This window comes from Ahrensia kielensis DSM 5890, assembly GCF_000374465.1.
Classification (GTDB): Bacteria; Pseudomonadota; Alphaproteobacteria; order Rhizobiales; family Rhizobiaceae; genus Ahrensia; species Ahrensia kielensis.
The window spans coordinates 17,826-35,887 of sequence record NZ_KB894536.1 but is presented as its reverse complement, the minus strand read 5'-3'; the positions used below and the strand labels follow the sequence as shown (position 1 = coordinate 35,887).

Annotated in this window: 16 protein-coding genes; 6 read left to right on the top strand and 10 right to left on the bottom strand. The window is 47.4% G+C overall.

Annotated features, from left to right (window positions below):
• Positions 1 to 9: 9 nt before the first annotated feature.
• Positions 10 to 1,527, bottom strand: a complete 1,518-nt coding sequence (mmsA, locus tag C504_RS0116325; RefSeq protein WP_018690444.1) for a multiple monosaccharide ABC transporter ATP-binding protein — start codon at positions 1,525 to 1,527, stop codon at positions 10 to 12.
• A gap of 78 nt (positions 1,528 to 1,605) precedes the next feature.
• Positions 1,606 to 2,670 carry a multiple monosaccharide ABC transporter substrate-binding protein gene (gene chvE / locus C504_RS0116320; protein WP_018690443.1) on the bottom strand — a complete coding sequence of 355 codons (1,065 nt, stop codon included), beginning with the start codon at positions 2,668 to 2,670 and terminating at the stop codon, positions 1,606 to 1,608.
• A gap of 158 nt (positions 2,671 to 2,828) precedes the next feature.
• Between chvE and C504_RS0116315 the strand changes: the two genes are divergently transcribed.
• Positions 2,829 to 3,770, top strand: coding sequence for a LysR family transcriptional regulator (locus C504_RS0116315; RefSeq protein WP_018690442.1), 942 nt, complete (start codon positions 2,829 to 2,831; stop codon positions 3,768 to 3,770).
• Between the two features lie 105 nt (positions 3,771 to 3,875).
• Here C504_RS0116315 and C504_RS18130 read toward each other — a convergent pair whose 3' ends face one another.
• The 5 genes from C504_RS18130 to phnD form a co-directional block, all read right to left on the bottom strand.
• Entirely contained in the window at positions 3,876 to 4,724 is an 849-nt protein-coding gene (locus C504_RS18130; RefSeq protein ID WP_211097989.1) for an HAD-IIA family hydrolase, read from the bottom strand.
• 62 nt (positions 4,725 to 4,786) lie between these two features.
• Complete coding sequence (gene phnE / locus C504_RS0116305) at positions 4,787 to 5,596, bottom strand: phosphonate ABC transporter, permease protein PhnE (RefSeq protein WP_018690440.1); 810 nt, start codon at positions 5,594 to 5,596, stop codon at positions 4,787 to 4,789.
• Complete coding sequence (gene phnE, locus C504_RS0116300; protein WP_018690439.1) at positions 5,593 to 6,387, bottom strand: phosphonate ABC transporter, permease protein PhnE; 795 nt, start codon at positions 6,385 to 6,387, stop codon at positions 5,593 to 5,595. Before phnE (C504_RS0116300) ends, phnE (C504_RS0116305) begins: the two co-directional genes overlap by 4 nt.
• Positions 6,384 to 7,160, bottom strand: coding sequence for a phosphonate ABC transporter ATP-binding protein (gene phnC / locus C504_RS0116295; protein ID WP_018690438.1), 777 nt, complete (start codon positions 7,158 to 7,160; stop codon positions 6,384 to 6,386). Before phnC ends, phnE (C504_RS0116300) begins: the two co-directional genes overlap by 4 nt.
• 54 nt (positions 7,161 to 7,214) lie before the next feature.
• Positions 7,215 to 8,189, bottom strand: coding sequence for a phosphate/phosphite/phosphonate ABC transporter substrate-binding protein (gene phnD, locus C504_RS0116290; RefSeq protein ID WP_018690437.1), 975 nt, complete (start codon positions 8,187 to 8,189; stop codon positions 7,215 to 7,217).
• A 178-nt stretch (positions 8,190 to 8,367) separates the two neighbouring features.
• On the opposite strand from phnD, the gene C504_RS18125 reads away from it, so the two are divergent.
• Positions 8,368 to 9,147: a DeoR/GlpR family DNA-binding transcription regulator gene (locus C504_RS18125; protein ID WP_041951804.1), complete on the top strand. Its 780-nt coding sequence runs from the start codon at positions 8,368 to 8,370 to the stop codon at positions 9,145 to 9,147.
• An 80-nt stretch (positions 9,148 to 9,227) separates the two neighbouring features.
• Here the strand turns inward: C504_RS18125 and C504_RS0116280 are convergent, their stop codons facing one another.
• Positions 9,228 to 10,430 carry an ROK family transcriptional regulator gene (locus C504_RS0116280; RefSeq protein ID WP_018690435.1) on the bottom strand — a complete coding sequence of 401 codons (1,203 nt, stop codon included), beginning with the start codon at positions 10,428 to 10,430 and terminating at the stop codon, positions 9,228 to 9,230.
• 171 nt (positions 10,431 to 10,601) lie between these two features.
• Between C504_RS0116280 and C504_RS0116275 the strand changes: the two genes are divergently transcribed.
• The 4 genes from C504_RS0116275 (at position 10,602) to C504_RS0116260 (ending at position 14,219) form a co-directional block, all read left to right on the top strand.
• On the top strand, positions 10,602 to 11,633 hold the full coding sequence (locus C504_RS0116275; RefSeq protein ID WP_018690434.1) for a sugar ABC transporter substrate-binding protein: 1,032 nt from the start codon (positions 10,602 to 10,604) through the stop codon (positions 11,631 to 11,633).
• A gap of 84 nt (positions 11,634 to 11,717) precedes the next feature.
• Complete coding sequence (locus tag C504_RS0116270) at positions 11,718 to 12,800, top strand: ABC transporter permease (RefSeq protein ID WP_018690433.1); 1,083 nt, start codon at positions 11,718 to 11,720, stop codon at positions 12,798 to 12,800.
• The gene (locus C504_RS0116265) at positions 12,800 to 13,576 is read left to right on the top strand and encodes an ATP-binding cassette domain-containing protein (protein WP_018690432.1); all 777 of its coding nucleotides are present in this window, start codon (positions 12,800 to 12,802) and stop codon (positions 13,574 to 13,576) included. Before C504_RS0116270 ends, C504_RS0116265 begins: the two co-directional genes overlap by 1 nt.
• Before the next feature lie 7 nt (positions 13,577 to 13,583).
• Positions 13,584 to 14,219 carry a nucleoside/nucleotide kinase family protein gene (locus C504_RS0116260; RefSeq protein WP_018690431.1) on the top strand — a complete coding sequence of 212 codons (636 nt, stop codon included), beginning with the start codon at positions 13,584 to 13,586 and terminating at the stop codon, positions 14,217 to 14,219.
• A 175-nt stretch (positions 14,220 to 14,394) separates the two neighbouring features.
• Here C504_RS0116260 and C504_RS0116255 read toward each other — a convergent pair whose 3' ends face one another.
• The gene (locus C504_RS0116255) at positions 14,395 to 16,509 is read right to left on the bottom strand and encodes a TRAP transporter permease (RefSeq protein ID WP_018690430.1); all 2,115 of its coding nucleotides are present in this window, start codon (positions 16,507 to 16,509) and stop codon (positions 14,395 to 14,397) included.
• A 61-nt stretch (positions 16,510 to 16,570) separates the two neighbouring features.
• Positions 16,571 to 17,584 (bottom strand): TAXI family TRAP transporter solute-binding subunit, encoded by a 1,014-nt coding sequence (locus C504_RS0116250; RefSeq protein ID WP_026317595.1) that lies wholly within the window; start codon positions 17,582 to 17,584, stop codon positions 16,571 to 16,573.
• Positions 17,585 to 18,062 lie beyond the last annotated feature (478 nt).

Below are 18,062 nucleotides of genomic sequence, written 5' to 3'. Positions count from 1 at the left end.
CTTGTATCTCTATTCTTGAACGATCAGCGCCATGATGCGCTCTTGGTTTGCTTCAGCCGCGTCTAACTCACCGACGAATTCACCCTCATTCATCACGTAAATTCGATCACACATACCCAGTAGTTCAGGCATTTCGGAAGAAATCATCACAACCGCTTTACCAAGATCAGCCAGTTCATTGATGATGTTATAAATTTCGTATTTTGCACCGACATCTATCCCGCGGGTCGGTTCATCCAAAATCAGAACATCCGGTTCAGTAAATAGCCATTTGGCTAAAACCACCTTTTGCTGGTTACCGCCAGAAAGGTTGACGGTTTTCTGAAAGACCGATGGCGTGCGCACTGCAAGCGCATTGCGGTATCGCTCCGCAACGCTTGTTTCCATATTGCGCTTAATAACACCTGCAGAAGATACGCCGTCTAGATTGGCAAGCGTGGTATTGAAGCGGATAGTTTCATCAAGTACCAAACCATAAACTTTACGGTCTTCCGTTACATATGAAATTCCGGCGTCAATTGCACGATCAACACTCGATACATTGACCGGATTGCCATTTAATTTTACCTCGCCCGAAATCCGTTTGCCGTAAGATTGGCCGAATATTGACATAGCGAGTTCGGTTCGTCCCGACCCCATGAGACCAGCAATGCCAACAACTTCTCCCGCACGCGCCTGGAATGAAATATTCTTGATTATTTGGCGTTCAATATGTTCGGGGTGCCATACATTCCAGTTACTGACATCTAGCAATACATCGCCAGGCGTTCTTTTGTGTTCGGGAAAACGATGCGTCATATCGCGGCCAACCATATCGCGCACGATATCATCTTCTTTAAAGCCGCTCTTAGCACTAAGCTTGGAGACCGTTGAACCATCACGGATCACCGTAACGCTGTCGGCAACATAGCGTACCTCACCTAACTTGTGAGATATGATGATGCTCGTGACGCCTTGCGCCTTCAATTCAAGCATCAAATCCAGCAATTTTCGGCTGTCATTTTCCTGCAATGCAGCGGTTGGCTCATCTAAAATAAGTAATTTAACATCTTTCGACAGCGCTTTAGCAATTTCAACCAATTGCTGCTTACCAACGCCAATGCTACCGACCTTCGTTGTCGGCGCCTCAACAAGACCTACCTTTGCAAGTAGCGCTTCTGTTGCACGATTGGTTTCGTGCCAATTGATAACAGAGTTTTTTGAACGTTCATTGCCGAGGAATATATTTTCAGCAATCGACAATTGTGGAACAAGCGCGAGCTCTTGATGAATGATGATGATGCCGCGGTCTTCGGAATCGCGTATATCGCGCAGATTCAATCGCTGCCCATCGAAGATGATTTCACCTTCATATTGTCCCTTAGGGTAAACTCCTGACAGGATCTTCATGAGGGTGGATTTTCCAGCGCCGTTTTCGCCAACGACCGCATGGATTTCGCCTTCAGCGACCTCAAGATTAACGTTATCGAGTGCCCTGACCCCTGGAAACGTTTTGGTGATGTCGCGCATTTCTAACAGCGTGGACATGCTCAACTAACCTTCAGTGAAATCAAATGAAATTGTCCGGCCGCCTTTTAATCAGCAGCCGGACTCGGGAGACCGTGATTACTGGACCTGATCTTTAGTGTAATAACCGCTGCCAATTAGGACTTCTTCCCAATTTGACTTGTCAACGGACACTGGCTCAAGAAGATAAGACGGAACCACTTTAACACCATTGTCATAAGTAGATGTGTCATTAATTTCTGGCTCTCCGCCTTCAACCAATGCATTCACCATACCAACTGTGACACGAGCAAGCTCACGAGTATCTTTAAATACTGTTGAGTATTGCTCGTCAGCAAGAATAGACTTTACTGACTGCACTTCAGCATCCTGTCCAGATACGATAGGCATCGCCAAATCGCCTGATCCATAGCCAACACCTTTAAGCGAAGACAAAATACCAATCGACAAGCCATCGTACGGACTTAGCGCACCGTGAAGTACTTTATCGGTGTAGTGGGCAGACAAAAGGTTATCCATACGCGCCTGCGCAACCGCGCCATCCCAGCGCAATGTGCCGACAGTATCCATACCCATTTGGCCAGACTGAATTACGATTGTGCCATCATCAATTAACGGCTGAAGCACACTCATTGCACCATTGTAGAAGAAGTAAGCATTATTATCGTCAGGCGATCCGCCGAACAACTCTACATTGTATGGACCATCGCCAAAGCGTTCTTTAAGTCCATTTGCAAGTGACGTTGCCTGCTGAACACCGACTTTGAAGTTATCGAATGTCGCATAGTAATCGACATTGCCGCTATCACGGATCAAACGGTCATATGCGACAACTTTAATGCCAGCTGCCGCTGCATTTTCCAATGCGTTCGACAATGTTGTGCCATCGATAGCTGCAATGACCAATACATCGGCACCTTTGGTGATCATATTCTCGATCTGAGCCAATTGGTTTGGAATATCATCTTCTGCATATTGCAAATCGGTTGTGTAGCCCGCTTCTTTGAATTGCTCGACCATAGAATTACCGTCAGAGATCCAGCGCGCGGATGATTTGGTCGGCATAGCGATGCCGATCGTGCCTTTGTCCTGCGCCACTGCAGGACCAACAGAAATAGTGGCCAATGCAGCAAGAGCGGCAAGACCTGTTCTAAAGAATTTCATAGTTTCCTCCCACGATCGCAGCTAGCGATCCCTAATTAATTTTTCCCAATCCGAAAGCACAAGCGCACTTTTAGATACCCTGTCATGAACAAACTAGACATACCCGTCAAATTATTTAATCTTATATTATTATATCAAAAATGTTATATTGAGTGGCTATGTCGATTGATTTATTGAACAGAGGTTTAAAACTATCTCACCTCCGCTTCGCCGCTGTCTTACGCCAGTATGGCGGTATTTCAGCTGCAGCAGATGCCATCGGCATCAGTCAGCCTGCCGCTTCGCGATTGGCAAGCGAGCTTGAACAGTTAAGTGGCATTGCAATGTATCGACGTACCGGCCGTGGTATTGAACTGACAAGCGCAGGAGAGAAATTTGCTCTTCGCTCCTCGCGTATTCTTCGAGAGATTGATGATGCGGGCCAAGAAATCGATGAACTCGCCAAAGGCATTTATGGTTCGGTTTCACTTGGTTCAGTAACTGGGCCAGCAATCGATTTTGCAATACCTGCATTGCGCCGTATTCGGTTAAGTTATCCGACTATATCTTTACGGGTGGATGTTGCGGCAAGTGACGCCCTCATTCCTATGGTACTAGATGGAGAACTTGATTTTGCCCTGTGCCGACTGCCCCATCATGCTGATCATAGGCAATTTACACAGTCCATAAAAATAGAAGAACAGGTTTCCTTCGTCGTAAGACCTGGCCATGCACTGGCGAGAAAAGGCGGGATGTTGCCTATCGATGCTCTGCTGCCTTACGATTGGATATTACCGAAAGCCGGTGCAATTTTACGGACAACCGTTGAACGAACATTGAGCCGTGCAAAGATACCGTTGCCGCAAAACATTCTCACCACGTCATCATATTTGTTTACGCTAGCGCTGGTCAGGCAATCCAATGCCATTGCACCCATTGCGACATCCGTTGCGAAAAGTTTTGCAGCTGAAGAAGGTGGAACAAACGGTCTTGTTACACTTAAAACTAACTTACCTATTTCTGTTGAGCCTTATTCTTTAATTAGCCGCGCTGGGGCAGAATTTACACCTGCCGCATCAATGGTCTTCAATGAAATTGAGCGCTCTTTTCAAGAAGCTTAGGGCGTGAACGACAATGTTTGATGCAAGTCGTATTTCGGATCTCACAATCCTCCACATTTATGCAAATATAATGGGCTCGAGTATAAATTAGGGAAATCAGTAAGATTATATCTCGTCGATCACAAAGTTAGGGACAATGCCAGAACGCTTGATTGCTTTGTCTGCATCAAATCCTGAGAGCAAGCCGTGTTTCATTACGAGCGCGGTATCAAACCCCATCTGGCTGCCACCAAGGATATCAGTATGCAATGTATCGCCTACCATCAGCACCCGTGATGGCTCCAGTTTCAGTGATTGCCTTGAGAGAGCCAAATCATAAATCTCTTTAAATGGTTTTCCGATGAAATGCGGCTTGACGCTGGTCTTATCGGCTAATCGGTGCGCGAAATAGCCCGGTTCACGTGACAGCCCTCTTTCCCGCGGAGCAACCATATCTGGATTACCGACAATAACAGGGCGCGGTTTTTTGCGTAACGATCCCTCTAACATTTCTTGGCGTTCATCACTCCATGCATCTGCACCGAACAATAAAAATCCATCAACCGCATCATAGGTGGACGGCTCATCCGTTAAACACTCTGCATTCACGCTTTCTAGATCGCTGATACCATGCGAGGCATTCAGCATCATGCCCCATTTCATAGAGTTAAATTGCTCAATATATTGCACCAAAGCCTCACGGCTTGTGACGACTTCAGATGGTGTGAAATCAAAACCAAGTCGCGCATATCGCTCCATCATGCGCGGCTTTGGGTATGCGGCCGAATTTGATACTACCATTACCTTTTTGCCACATTCACGTAGTGAGGCAATGCGTGATGCTGCGCCTTCAATGGCGACTTCCCCCACATTCAAAACACCATAAGCATCGAGCATTATGACATCATAAGGCTCAACAATTGCTTCTAATGTTTTCGCTTGCACCCATGACGTCGGAAATTCTGCAAACGGCAAGCGATCACGTACCTATATATAGGCACTGAATGCGTTATGTGCGTCAGTGCTCATCATTGATATTATAAAATACGGCTACGCAGAAACGCGGCAATAAATTCACCGATTACTACCAAAGCAATAATAGCGAGTAACACCGTTGCTGCCTCAGGCCAATTGAACGTATCAATCGCACCTTGCAAAACAATACCGATACCTCCCGCTCCAACAAGACCAAGCACAGTGGACTCACGCAGATTTATGTCCCAACGCAATATCGCTACCGCCCAAAATGTCGGTATAACTTGCGGAACAATCGCATAGACAATTACTTTGAAGCGGGACGCACCTGTTGCCTCAAGAGCTTCTACAGGACGCTTATCAATTTCTTCAATTGCTTCACCAAGCAATTTGCCTATGAAACCTATTGAGCGGAACATGATAGCCAGAATACCCGCAACAACTCCTGGGCCGAAAATCGCCACAAAAAGCAATGCCCATATGATGGTGTTCACCGACCGTGATGTAACAAGGATCAATCGCCCAAGCCAAAGTGTAGCCCGGTTGGGTGTCGTGTTCTGAGCGGCTAAGTAAGCAACAGGCAAAGACAGCAAGACACCAAGAACAGTTGCAAATGTTGCAATATTCACCGTCTCCAGCAAGACGCTGAGAATTGTCTTTAGATTACGCGCATCGGGTGGATACATCCGTCCGAACAAATCTGCCATTTGTTCTGGCGCATCCCAAACCCAAGGCCATATGACATCAATCGAGCTTATAGCCCACCCAAGTGTTAACGCGCTAAAAGCAAAAACGGCATAGCGCTGCAGCCGTTGTTTGGGTGTAAAACGCGCCCAATCTTCACGACCGAATTTTTCCGCAATCGTACTCATCCGATGCGCTTCCTTATCTGTCCGCTTATTCCTTCAGAAATCAAAATGACGCCCACGATGACAATTGTAATGGCTAATGCGAAATCGTAATCGTACCGCCCAAATGCGTTAGCCAATGTGGCACCGATACCGCCTGCACCAACGAGGCCCACCACTGCTGAAGCACGTAAATTGGAATCAAGTTGATAGATCGCCAAACCGATTTGACGGGGCATAATTTGAGGAAATATCGCATAAAACAAAGTAGAAAGATAAGGTGCACCTGCGGCGCGCATCGCTTCAACTTGTCCAAAATCAATCTCTTCAATTCGCTCCGCTAGCATTTTAGCAACGAAGCCTATCGAATACACAATGAGCGTTAGAACGCCTGCAAAGGGTCCAAAACCAACAGACTTAACGAAAATGATCGCAACAATAACGGGGTGAAAACTACGTGCAATAATAATGATCGCACGTCCAATATAATAAACAGGTAAGGGTACAATATTGCGCGCCGCCATAAAGGCGATTGGGATCGATAAAATCACACCACCAGCCGTTGCAAGCAATGCGATTTTTAAACTTTCAAGAAATCCATCAATCAGCAGACCGCTGCGTTCAAAGCTTGGCGGAAAAGCTCCACCAAAAATTTGACCAGCCCTGCCTATACCTTCTGAAACACGGACCCAATTGATCGGCATCGTTGCACCGACCCATAAAAAATAGGCTATCGCCCCGCCATAGACGAGCCAACGTAAAGCGGTATTGGCGATGAAAGGCGGTTTTTGCCAATGATCACGCACCTCGCTCATGCTGTCTCCAACATGTTTTGGTTACGATCTGCTTGCGGATTGCCCGAATAGATTTTGTCCATAGCCTCTTTGTCGAGTGCATCTGGTTTATCATCAAAAATAATCCGCCCGTAGCGCATACCAACAATCCGGTCGGTATAGATTTTTGCTTCGGTCACATTGTGAATATTGATGAGAACAGGCAGCTTCAATTCAGCAGCAAGATTGCGCAACAATTCCATAATTTGCTCAGACGTTTTAGGGTCAAGCGAGGCCGTCGGTTCATCGGCCAGTAATATTTCAGGGTTCTGCATCAAAGCGCGAACCACACCCACACGTTGGCGTTCACCGCCAGAAAGCTCATCGGCTCGTTTGTTGGCATAATGAGCGATGCCGACACGCTCCATCAATTCGAATGCACGGCGAATATCTTCTTTTGGATAACTCCGTGTCACAGCAGCCCACGTTGAGATGTAACCCAAACGGCCTGACTGAACATTTTCCATCACAGTCAGTCGGTCGACAAGGTTGAAGCCTTGAAAGACCATACCGATTTTACGCCTAGCTGTTCGTAACTGCCGACCTTTAAGCTTCGTCAGTTCATTGCCATTCAGCTCGATACTGCCGGATGTGGGTTCTACCAACCGATTGATACAACGCAGAAGCGTGGACTTACCTGCTCCCGATGAACCGATAATAGAGACGACACTTTCGCCCTCAATCATCAAGTCAAGATCTTTTAAAACCGGCTCGCCATTACCGTAGCGTTTGACCAAGTTGGTGATTTTCAACATATACGAGCTCCTTGGATGGATCGGCAACAAGGTGCCGATCCCCAACGCTTTTGATTATTCTGCAGCAAGGCCTTCAGGTGTGTATTGAACACCGTTAGCTTTTTGAATCTGGCGGATAACTTTCCACTGATCCTTATATGTAATCGGAATGAATTTGCTCACACCGGAGAACTCTTCACCAAGGGCCGTACCTTTAAAATCAAAGCTGAAGAAAGCCTCTTTGATTTTCTCTTTTAGCTCAGGCGCAAGATTATGCGCGAAAGTGTAAGACGTTGTTGGAAATGGGTCGCTTTCCCACACAATACGTACTTTTGCAGGATCATAAAGACCGCGCTCAGCCATACGATCAACCACTTCCGATGCTACAGGAGCAGCATCATAATCGCCTGCAACCACACCCAACATAGATTGATCGTGGGAACCGGAATAACTTACAACGTAATCTTTATCCGGCACGACGCCGAGATCTGGGAACAATGCACGCGGCGCAAGATTACCTGAGTTTGATGTTGGTGAAGTATGCGCGATGCGCTTGCCAGCCATATCAGCAACTTCTTTTATGTCACTGTCGGCTTGTGTGTAAATCTGAAGCTTGTAACCGAACTGACCATCATCGCTACCCATGATCGCAAATGGCACTGCACCAGCAAGGTTAACCGCATAGGGCGTTGGGCCCGTTGAGAAGCCGGCGATATGCAAACGTCCAGAGCGCATAGCTTCAACTTCTGCCGAGTTTGATTGAACAGCAAAGAATTGAACGTCTTTGCCTGTCACCTTTTCAAGGTGATCGATGAATGGTGTCCAAATATCTTCATAAATTGCAGGGTCTTCAACGGGTGTGTAAGCGAATACGAGTGTGCTTGGGTCATCCAGCTTAGCAGCATCAGTCGGTGCGTCTGCAACAAGATCGCCGTCTGCATCAGTATATTGACTGTCCAGCGATGCTGTCTCTTCCTGCGCATAGGCTGCGCCTGTTGTAATCAAAAGTGTTGCCAGTATCGTCGTGGCCCACGGTGCTTGTCTGAGCATTTGTTTCTCCTCCCAGAAAAATATTTTGTCCGGCGAACCGGACACGATAGGAGAAATGACACCACTAAAATCTGCGATAAGCAAGATGTATTCTTTCAAAATTTTGGATTTCCAATATTTTTTGTTGAATAAATGTTACAAAACTACGCTATAAAGTAGCCATGCAAGAGGGTGAAAAGTGCTAACACGACGATACAGAAAGCAGGAACGGCACGCGCAAATACTGCTTGAGTTGAAGCTCAAACCACATGTTCGCGTTGCTGAATTGGCCAAACAGTTCGGCGTCACGACCGAGACAGTGCGCCGCGATTTTGAAGAGTTGGGGCGCAGCGGGTTGTTGCAAAAAGCCCACGGCGGCGCATCTGCGCAGCACCCTGGAGCACCCAGTGATCTTGATGAGCGACGTCATCAACGTGTCGCAGAGCGCGAACGGCTTGGCCGATTTGCTGCTTCCACAGTCAAGGATGGCACGTCAATCATGATTGACGCCGGTGCCACAACGATGGAATTTGCACGTATTCTTGCCTTTCGCGAAACACAGATAATCGCAATTACCAACAGTTTGCAGGTAGCGATGATTTTAGGCCAAAACCCCAAAGCCGACGTACGTCTTGCCCCTGGCGAATATCTACCACGCGAAGCTGCAGTTATTGGCCTTGAAACATGTGAATACTTAGCAGGCTACAACGTAGATGCTTGCTTTCTTGGGGCCACAGGCATCAGTGATGTCGGGGTAACGGAAGCTGTTAAGGGCTTTGCCTCTGTCAAACGCGCCATGATACGACAAAGCCGACGGTGCAATTTTCTTATCGACGCCAGTAAATTTGGTCAGACGCATCTGACACATGTCGCAAAGTTTGATGAAATTGACACTCTCATAAGCGACAAGCGGCCAGCCGCCGACTTTACCAAAAAATTAGAGGAAAATAGCGTTCAGATACTTGTGCCTAACTCCTAGCGCGGCGTGTAGCTTGCCGATTCAACGATCAAAGTAGAAAGTGAAAAATCATTATAATATCGTGAAACAACACCTTTTCCCTACTGAACCTTAGCTAAACCCACATTTGTGTTTAGTAAATATTGTGCGAAAATCGGGCCGCTGGCCGCGCCCAATGCACGGGCATTGCCGCCAATACTTCCAGCTTCAATCTTGGGGGGGATTAATCCGCGCATATCTTGATTTGCAATATAGCGCGACGTTCTTTCTGCCAATTCAAAGCGGATATTTTCAGGAAAAGCGCCATCGATGAGCACCGCCTCGAAATCAATCACCGAACAGGTTGATAAAGCAGCTTTGGCGAGCTCCTGCGCAGTTTCGCCCATCCACGCATCAACGTAACGTGTGATACCGCTCCAATCCTGCGGATGCCGCCATAAAATGTTTCGGTCTATCCCAGCTTGCTCTAATCGCGATTCAAGCAAATGGATTGAAGCGATGTCAATTAATTGTCGACTCTCGCCATTTGGGCCCGTGCTTCTTAGCGATCCCAACGCACCGGCATTGCCTTGATGGCCTTCAAAAACAGAATGATTGAGTACGATGCCGCCACCAACAAAAGCTGCTATAAAGAAATAAGCATAATCGCGGAATTCTTTTCCCCGACCATAAACATGTTCTGCACGGCAGGCAGCTGTAGCGTCATTCATTATATAGATTGGCAATGCGCTAAACCGCGAAACCTGTTCGCGAAAATCAATATCGCGCCACCGCAAAAATTCTTCTGCCGGAGCGCCTGCAAACTCATACCAATTCCACAACTCGAATGGCGCAGCCAAACCAAGGCCGCATATCCGCTCACGCTCAAGCAACGATAAATTAGAAGCAATGTCGCTCATGCCAGTTTCTAGAAAGTCAAAAATCTGATCCGGCATTGGGTAGTCATAAGAAAAATTCTTTTGTGCGCGGATCCCACCCTTAAAGTCAATAAGAATAAGATCAGCATTGCGCCTTCCGATCTTCAAACCATATGCATAGGCACCGCCAGCAGCTAATCCCATAGGTATTGATGGTTTTCCAACTCGTCCACGTTGCGGTTCACCGCGCTCCAAGAAACCGTCATTCTCCAGTTTGCGTAAAATGATTGAGACTGTCTGTGCTGACAGACCCGCGTGCCGTGCCAAATCACTTCCCGGCATCGGCCCATTGCGCAGCAGCATGGACAGAAGCAAGCGCTCATTATAATCGCGCAAACCGCTTTGATTAGCGCCGCCGCTAAGAGATCTAATTTCTGGCACGTTCATACCGCCTCCTCTAATCCATTTATTGCAACATATATAGTGCGCATATTCAATTAATAAATAAACTTGATTTATTAATTGACAACGATCAATTTTTGAGTCTGAATAGGCGGGTCATCAGATGTACGATGACGTTATTTGTTTCGCGGCATGGTGCCGCTTGGGAGGAACATCATGAAAAAGTCCATTCTGGCAGCCGGTGTCGGCGCCCTAGTTGCATCAGCAGCAGCGATCACTCCAGCCTCAGCCGCAAGCCATTCGGTTAGCGCTTGCCTTATTACAAAAACGGACACGAACCCGTTCTTTGTGAAGATGAAAGAAGGCGCAGCAGCCAAAGCTGAAGAGCTTGGTGTTGAGTTGAAAACTTTTGCAGGCAAAATTGACGGTGACCACGAAACGCAGGTCGCAGCGATTGAAACCTGTATCGCAGACGGTGCGAAAGGCATTTTGATAACGGCGTCTGATACCTCATCAATCGTTTCATCGGTTCAACAAGCCCGCGATGCTGGCCTGTTGGTGATCGCGCTTGATACACCGCTAAACCCAATTGATGCTGCCGATGCGACATTCGCAACAGATAATTTCTTAGCTGGTGAATTGATTGGTAAATGGGCAGCGGCATCTCTGGGTGCTGAAGCAGCAAACGCTAAAATTGCAATGCTTGATCTCGCAGTTTCACAGCCAACCGTCGGTGTTTTACGCGACCAGGGCTTCCTGCAGGGTTTCGGCATTGAACTTGGCGACCCAAATAAATGGGGCGATGAAACCGACCCGCGTATCGTTGGCAATGACGTAACAGCAGGAAACGAAGAAGGTGGCCGCAAGGCGATGGAAAACCTTCTGGCCAATGATTCAGAAATCAACGTGGTTTATACCATTAATGAACCTTCCGCCGCAGGCGCTTATGAGGCTTTAAAATCAATCGGGCGCGAAAACGATGTCCTAATCGTTTCTGTTGATGGCGGATGTCCAGGCGTTCAAAATGTTGCGGACGGCGTCATCGGCGCAACATCGCAACAATATCCACTTTTGATGGCATCTAAGGGAATTGAGGCCATTGCAGCATGGGCAAAAGACGGCACGAAACCAGCATTGAGCGAAGGCAAAGATTTCTTCGATACAGGCGTTGCACTCGTCACCGACAAGCCAGCAGAAGGCGTTGAATCAATCAGTGTCAAAGAAGGCATGGATAAGTGTTGGGGTTGATCTCCCTTTGAAATAGATAAACTCTAACATGAGGCGGCTGATTTTTTGCCGCCTCATTGCCAATATTTTATGCTGGGAGAAATTATGGCTGACGCTCAAGATTATGAAAAATTAGCGACGAGCAATGCACAAACGGTTGCTCAGTTTGCAGATGATGATCGCGGTTTTGTTGGCCGCTTACAACACCGACTGCACTTAACCCCGTCCCTTGTGCCTCTGATTGTTCTTGTTCTCGCAATCATTGTTTTTGGTATTTTACTTGGCAGTAAATTTTTCTCACCATTTGCGCTCACGCTCATTCTTCAACAAGTTGCGATTGTTGGCATTGTTGGCGCAGCACAATCGCTTGTTATTTTGACCGCCGGCATTGATTTGTCCGTTGGTGCGATCATGGTTCTTTCATCCGTGGTGATGGGCCAATTCACGTTCCGTTACGGCCTACCGGTTGAAGTTGCCGTCGCCTGCGGACTCTTGTGTGGCACGTTATGCGGCTTCATCAACGGATGGCTCGTTGCGGTCATGAAGCTCCCGCCTTTCATTGTCACGCTCGGCATGTGGCAGATCATATTGGCAACCAACTTCCTCTATTCAGCGAATGAAACCATTCGCAGCCAAGAAATCGCAACCGAAGCGCCGCTTTTACAATTTTTCGGCACAACCCTTACCATTGGTGCGGATGAAGCAGGACGAGGCGGTGCAAACTTTACCTACGGCGTTATTTTCCTAGTCGCCTTAGTTCTTGCCCTTACCTATGTACTGCGCGAAACCGCTTGGGGAAGACATGTTTACGCTGTGGGTGATGATCCCGATGCGGCAGAGCTGTCAGGCGTTCGCGTCAAGCGCACGCTTATTTCTGTCTATATGTTGTCAGGATTGATTTGCGCCTTTGCAGGCTGGGCACTTATCGGACGCATCGGATCCGTATCCCCTACCTCAGGCCAGTTAGCAAATATTGAATCAATAACGGCTGTGGTTATTGGCGGCATCTCATTGTTTGGTGGTCGCGGGTCTGTTCTTGGCATGCTGTTCGGCGCGCTTATTGTTGGCGTTTTCACGCTTGGCTTGCGGCTTCTGGGCGCTGATGCACAATGGACTTATTTACTCATTGGATTGCTCATCATCGCAGCTGTCGCTGTCGACCAATGGATCAGAAGGGTATCAAACTAATGGAACCGATTTTGAAAGGCCGTAATTTGGTCAAGCGCTACGGCAAAGTAACCGCGTTGGATAGTTGTGATTTTGATTTGATGCCTGGCGAAATTCTCGCTGTCATTGGCGACAATGGCGCTGGTAAATCAACGCTTATCAAAACAATATCCGGTGCCGTTATTCCCGACGCAGGCTCGATATATATTGAAGGTAAAGAGGTAAAGTTCACCTCTCCCATTCAAGCACGCGCTCACGGCATTGAAACCGTTTATCAAACGCTTGCAATGTCACCAGCATTGTCGATTGCAGATAATATGTTCATGGGCCGAGAAATCAAAAAAGAAGGTTTTATGGGTACTATTTTCAGGCAGCTTGATCGCAAGAAAATGGAAACCCTCGCCCGTGAAAAATTGACCGAGCTTGGATTGATGACAATTCAAAATATCAATCAAGCCGTCGAAACGCTTTCCGGCGGTCAACGCCAAGGCGTTGCTGTAGCACGGGCCGCGGCTTTTGGTTCAAAGGTTATTATTCTGGATGAGCCAACGGCGGCACTTGGTGTCAAGGAATCGCGCAAAGTGTTGGAACTCATTCAGGACGTTAAAGCACGGGGAATTCCAATTATCTTGATTTCCCATAACATGCCGCATGTTTTTGAAGTTGCTGATCGCATTCACATTCATCGGCTTGGTAAACGATTATGCGTCATTGATCCCAAAGATTACACAATGTCTGATGCCGTCGCATTTATGACAGGTGCAAAAGAACCGCCATCAGAAGCGGTCGCGGCCTAACAAAGTTATGTTCATCACAGAACGCAAAACTATTTTGGCGTATATTGCAAAAATCTGCAAAAGCGACAGGCGTTTAATTATAGCTGTCGCGGGTCCGCCTGCTGCTGGCAAATCCACTTTGGCTGAACGTCTAGTGGATGACCTCAATTCAACGGAGCGCGGCAGAGCGGCCCTTGTGCCAATGGATGGTTTTCACTTGGACAATGCGCAACTTGACAAAATGGGGTTGCGCCACCGGAAAGGTGCGCCCGAAACGTTTGACGCAGTAGGCTTTGTAAAACTGGTTAGCCAAATTTCGGAAAAACAATCTGAGATATATTACCCAACTTTCGATCGCACTGTTGACGCAGTCATCCCTGAAGCACAAGCGCTATCTTTGGAAACACAGATCGTGGTCATTGAGGGCAATTATCTCCTTATAAATGAACAACCTTGGTCAAACGTCATTCCGTTTTTAGACCTCACAATCTTCGTGCGGCCAAACCTAGAGACCCTCAAGGAACGATTAATCGAGCGATGGCGAGAGCACGGTTTTGGTGAGAATGCTGCCTTAGATAAAGCAATGGGCAATGATATTCCAAATGCGCTCTATGTTCTTGAAAAGAGCAAAGCTGCCGATTTAGAATTCAAAACAAACGCGTAATATGTGCTGATCACCATTGTCTTTAACCTCGCGCAACTATCTCGTTACGCGCAGGACATTTCGCCTAAACTCCCAAGTCTGAGAAACAGTGATTTTTGAAGCCTCAAAACGATGAGGCTTCAATAACAACGAGCGATAGGTGAACGCACCTACGGTATAATTTTTACCTGCCGGATTATGCCGTATTCACTTTTCTCATTCCAATTAAAGCTCTGATCAAAACAGGGGTACAGATCGCAGCTGCAACCAGCGTTGTTATTAGATCAGGAGCGACAAAGAGCAACGCAGAAACGGCCAACAATGCGCGTTCCCAAGCCAATAATGGTTGGGTTAAATATCCAGAAAAAGCCGCTGATAACGCGGTAATTCCGAGCATAGCCCCAGAGACTGCCAAAATGAATAATGGCCATGTGAACCCTTGCGTGACAATCAGCAATGATGGCGAGAAAACAAAGACAAATGGCACCAGAACCTTACCCATCGATAGGCGGAACGCTGTATTACCGGCTTTAAATGCATTTGCTCCGGCTATACCTGCCGCCGCATAAGCGGCCAGAGCCACAGGCGGTGTAACATCGGCCAAAACACCATAATAGAAGACAAAGAAGTGAGCTACGATTGGCTCAACACCCAGTGCATTCAAAATTGGCGCTGCAATGGCGATCATGATGAGATAGTTCGCTGTTGTTGGTATGCCGCATCCCATCAAAATACAGACAATGGCTGTCATGATGAGCGTGAATAATAGCGTTAGGGATTGCACCGTGAATAGATCGAAAGGAACAAATGCTATAACACTTTCGGCCCAGCCACCTGCTGTTGCTGTCACGAGATAAACGATCTTGAAGCCAACGCCCGTCAAAGTCACAACGCCGATTACGACGCCGACAAGAGCAGCAGCCGCTGTAACAGAAAGCGAATATTTAGCGCCTAAAACAAAACCGTCGAAAACATCTTGTGCGACACCGCGCAAAGCCTGCGAGAACGGCAGACGTGTTATGTTTTGAACCACCATTACAGCGATACAAGATGTGATACCCCAGAATGCCGCTGAATAAGGCGTGCGGCCTGACAGTAGGACCGCAACAAGCACGATAAGTGGGAAAACGGTAATCCAGTCCTTCTTGAAGACAGCCCATGCATCGGGCAATTCCTCTTTGGTCAATCCGCGCAAACCAAGCCGTTTGGCTTCCATGTGGACTTGCATCAAAACACCGAAAAAGTGCATGAATGCGGGAACGATTGCAGCGGTTAGAATCGTAGTCAGCGGCACCTCAAGATATTCAATCATCAAGAATGCAACAGCCCCCATGACGGGCGGTGTGATTTGTCCACCTGTTGACGATGCTGCTTCAACAGCGGCAGCAAAATGCCTCTGGTAGCCAATGCGGATCATCGCAGGAATTGTAAGTGAGCCAGTTGTCACAGTGTTAGCGATTGATGATCCAGAAATCGAGCCGAGCATGGCCGATGACAAAACGGATACTTTCGCCGGTCCACCTGCATAGCGTCCAGCTAACGCAGAAGCCAAATCAATGAACAATTGGCCCAAGCCAATACGCGTTGCCAATACGCCAAACAGAACGAAGTGAAAAACGTAAGTGGCAATAACGCCAAGCGCTGTGCCATAGATACCTTGGCTGGTCAGATAAAGATGATTGACGAGCGAGGTCCATGATGCGCCGGGATGCACAAGAATGCCCGGCATCGATTGGCCAAATAAGGCATAGGCCATAAATAAAATAGCGATGAATGGTAGTGGCCAACCCATCGCGCGCCGCGTGGCTTCGAGCAGTGATATGATGAGCACTGTGCCCATTGTTACATCAAGGAAGCTAGGGTTACCAACGCGGAAAGCAAGCTCGTTGAAAATCCACGGCACGTAAAGCGAGGATACGACCCCAGCAATCAAAAAGGCCCAATCTATCAGAGGCAAACCCAGCGGATTTAACACAGAAGAACGGTGCGGCTCAGTTTGAGGGCGTCCGGAAAATGAAAATACCGCGAAAATCAATCCTAGCGTGAAAGCGAGGTGAATGCCGCGGTGTGTTGTTTGCTGCAAAATACCGAAACCAGCAGTGTAATAGTGGAAGCAAGCAAGAACGAACAACGCCAGCGAAGAGGCGTATAAAACAGGTCGAGCAAGCGGACGAAAACGAACTTCACTATCGAACTTCTCTTCAAGCGCTCTTTGCTCGGCTTCCGTAAGCTCTACAGTGGCCGTTTCAGATTCAGCCTTCTGTGTTTCAATGTCATCTTTTGTAACACCGGTCTTTGTTGTCCCAGCCATATTCACATGCTCCCCATAGCAAAGCAGCCGGAGCGTTACCGCTCCGGCTATTTATCATTTGTTAGTCAAGCAAACCTGCTTCTTTATAGAAACGTTCCGCACCAGGATGCAGAGGAATACCAACACCGTCTAGCGCAGTTTCCTTAGTGATAGACTTGCCTTTTGCGTGACCTGAATCAAGCAAGCTGCGTGTCTTATCGTTCCACAGAGCTTTAGTGATGTTGTAAATTAGCTCTTCTGGCTGATCTGCACTCGTAATCCACTGTGCACCAACAGCAAGTGTTGAAACATCGTCAGTTTGCCCTTCATAAGTGCCTGCAGGAATTTTGTTCACAGCAAAGAATTCATACTGCTCTGTAATGCCGCCTGCATTGTCACCATCGATTGGAATAACCTTGATCGGTTGCTGGGATGCTAGCTCGGCGATAGCGCCCGCAGGGAAACCACCAACGAAGAAGAATGCATCCATAGCGCCATCACGCATACGGTCAGCAGCCTGATCTGGCTTCAAGAATTCCGCAGAAACGTCAGCTTCTGTCATGCCATAGCCTTCTAAGATAATCCGAGCATCAACAAGCGTTCCAGAGCCAGGCTCATCCATAGAAACGCGCTTGCCTTTCAAATCTGCAACAGAATTGATGCCGCTATCTACAGAAGCGATCAGGTGAATAGATTCTGGGTAGAGGTTGGCAATAGCACGTAATTTCTCGACCTTTTCTTTGCCTTCGAATACGCCTGTGCCTGTGTAAGCCCAGTAAGCAACGTCAGATTGTGAAAATCCGCTTTCGATAGTGCCGCCGTTAATACCATTCACATTGGCAACAGAACCGTTTGCAGACATTGCAGTCGCAATTAGACCAGGAACGCCGCAAGATCCGCCTTCTTCACATGAGCGTGAACCTGGCGCTGAAGAAATAGCATTGGCAAGTAAACCGCCAATTGGAAAATAAGTTCCGGAAGTGCCGCCTGTCGCAATACGGAAAAATGCAGGTGATTGCGCGATCGCTGCGCTAGCAAGACCAAGTGCTACCGTAGCTCCAATGAGCGCGGTTGCCGTACGTCTGGTAAACTTCATCATAATGATCATTACTCCCTTAATATACATCGTCATTAGGTGAACCGGCATTTGCCGGACAGTGCGTTACCGCACCTTAATCGACAGCCTCGCAGGTATTGCTGCCTTAAGAAAGGCCTTTGACATCAGAATCTGTAAATTGATAAAAGCAGGTATAATCATCACAACGGATTGCAAACCAAAAACTTGCAATAAATCTAACTTCCCACAGCTGAAAAGCCACAGGGTTCGCATCAATACTGTTTGGTAAATTATCGTATACTTGTCATATAACGTCGCGTACGATCACCTAAACGGGTGATAACAGTACGGAATATTGAACTTCATAGCGCCTCATCACCTAACGTAAGGTGAAATTAGTCATAACACATCTAGTTTAGTGATTTTCGTACGTCTCATGGTTCTTTCTTAAGGGACATAGGACGTCCTTGCTGGACAACGACACGCTATAATAAGTTCGGTTCAAGTGAAGTATAAA

Bases quoted from the DNA above. Each gene is read 5' to 3' on its own strand.
- mmsA (WP_018690444.1), bottom strand. From the start codon at position 1,527: ATGTCCACGCTGTTAGAAATGCGCGACATCACCAAAACGTTTCCAGGG.
- chvE (WP_018690443.1), bottom strand. From the start codon at position 2,670: ATGAAATTCTTTAGAACAGGTCTTGCCGCTCTTGCTGCATTGGCCACT.
- C504_RS0116315 (WP_018690442.1), top strand. From the start codon at position 2,829: ATGTCGATTGATTTATTGAACAGAGGTTTAAAACTATCTCACCTCCGC.
- phnE (WP_018690440.1), bottom strand. From the start codon at position 5,596: ATGAGTACGATTGCGGAAAAATTCGGTCGTGAAGATTGGGCGCGTTTT.
- phnE (WP_018690439.1), bottom strand. From the start codon at position 6,387: ATGAGCGAGGTGCGTGATCATTGGCAAAAACCGCCTTTCATCGCCAAT.
- phnC (WP_018690438.1), bottom strand. From the start codon at position 7,160: ATGTTGAAAATCACCAACTTGGTCAAACGCTACGGTAATGGCGAGCCG.
- phnD (WP_018690437.1), bottom strand. From the start codon at position 8,189: ATGCTCAGACAAGCACCGTGGGCCACGACGATACTGGCAACACTTTTG.
- C504_RS0116280 (WP_018690435.1), bottom strand. From the start codon at position 10,430: ATGAACGTGCCAGAAATTAGATCTCTTAGCGGCGGCGCTAATCAAAGC.
- C504_RS0116275 (WP_018690434.1), top strand. From the start codon at position 10,602: ATGAAAAAGTCCATTCTGGCAGCCGGTGTCGGCGCCCTAGTTGCATCA.
- C504_RS0116270 (WP_018690433.1), top strand. From the start codon at position 11,718: ATGGCTGACGCTCAAGATTATGAAAAATTAGCGACGAGCAATGCACAA.
- C504_RS0116265 (WP_018690432.1), top strand. From the start codon at position 12,800: ATGGAACCGATTTTGAAAGGCCGTAATTTGGTCAAGCGCTACGGCAAA.
- C504_RS0116260 (WP_018690431.1), top strand. From the start codon at position 13,584: ATGTTCATCACAGAACGCAAAACTATTTTGGCGTATATTGCAAAAATC.
- C504_RS0116255 (WP_018690430.1), bottom strand. From the start codon at position 16,509: ATGGCTGGGACAACAAAGACCGGTGTTACAAAAGATGACATTGAAACA.
- C504_RS0116250 (WP_026317595.1), bottom strand. From the start codon at position 17,584: ATGAAGTTTACCAGACGTACGGCAACCGCGCTCATTGGAGCTACGGTA.